The organism is Clostridium tarantellae (genome assembly GCF_009295725.1).
In the GTDB taxonomy this organism is placed as follows: domain Bacteria; phylum Bacillota; class Clostridia; order Clostridiales; family Clostridiaceae; genus Sarcina; species Sarcina tarantellae.
This window is the reverse complement of the sequence record NZ_WHJC01000658.1, coordinates 1-447: the sequence shown is the minus strand read 5'-3', so window position 1 is coordinate 447 and position 447 is coordinate 1. Positions and strand designations below refer to the sequence as shown.

1 protein-coding gene is annotated in these 447 nt (G+C 14.8%); it reads left to right on the top strand.

Annotation, left to right across the window (positions count from 1 at the left end):
• A partial coding sequence (locus tag GBZ86_RS17665; RefSeq protein ID WP_170272332.1) for a hypothetical protein occupies positions 1–447 on the top strand: 447 nt, incomplete at both ends.

Genomic DNA, 447 nt, shown 5'->3' with positions numbered 1-447 from the left:
TAATAATAGTAATTTTTTAAAGAATACTATAGCTAATGCTACAAAAAAATATATTTTATTAATATTCTTAAATCAATTAATTTTTTGTGTTTTAATTTGTATTTTTAAAATTTTAAATTTAAAAATATTATTTATTTTAAATTTAATAAAATTTATTGCTTATTATATTTTATATAAAGAGGCAATTTGTTTAGTATTAGATGAAAGTTTTAATGAAGTAAAAGCCAAAATAATTAATTCAGAAAAAAGATTTAAAAAAAGTAATAATTTATTAAAGAAAAAAACTAGTACATTAATTGAATTAAGTAATTTAATAGAACAAGGTTATGATAATTATGAAAAAATTATACAATCTATAGAAGACTCTATGTTTATTTTTAAAGAGGAACAATTAGATTATATTAATGATAGAGCTATTAATCTTTTAGGAGTTAAAAATTCTAATAT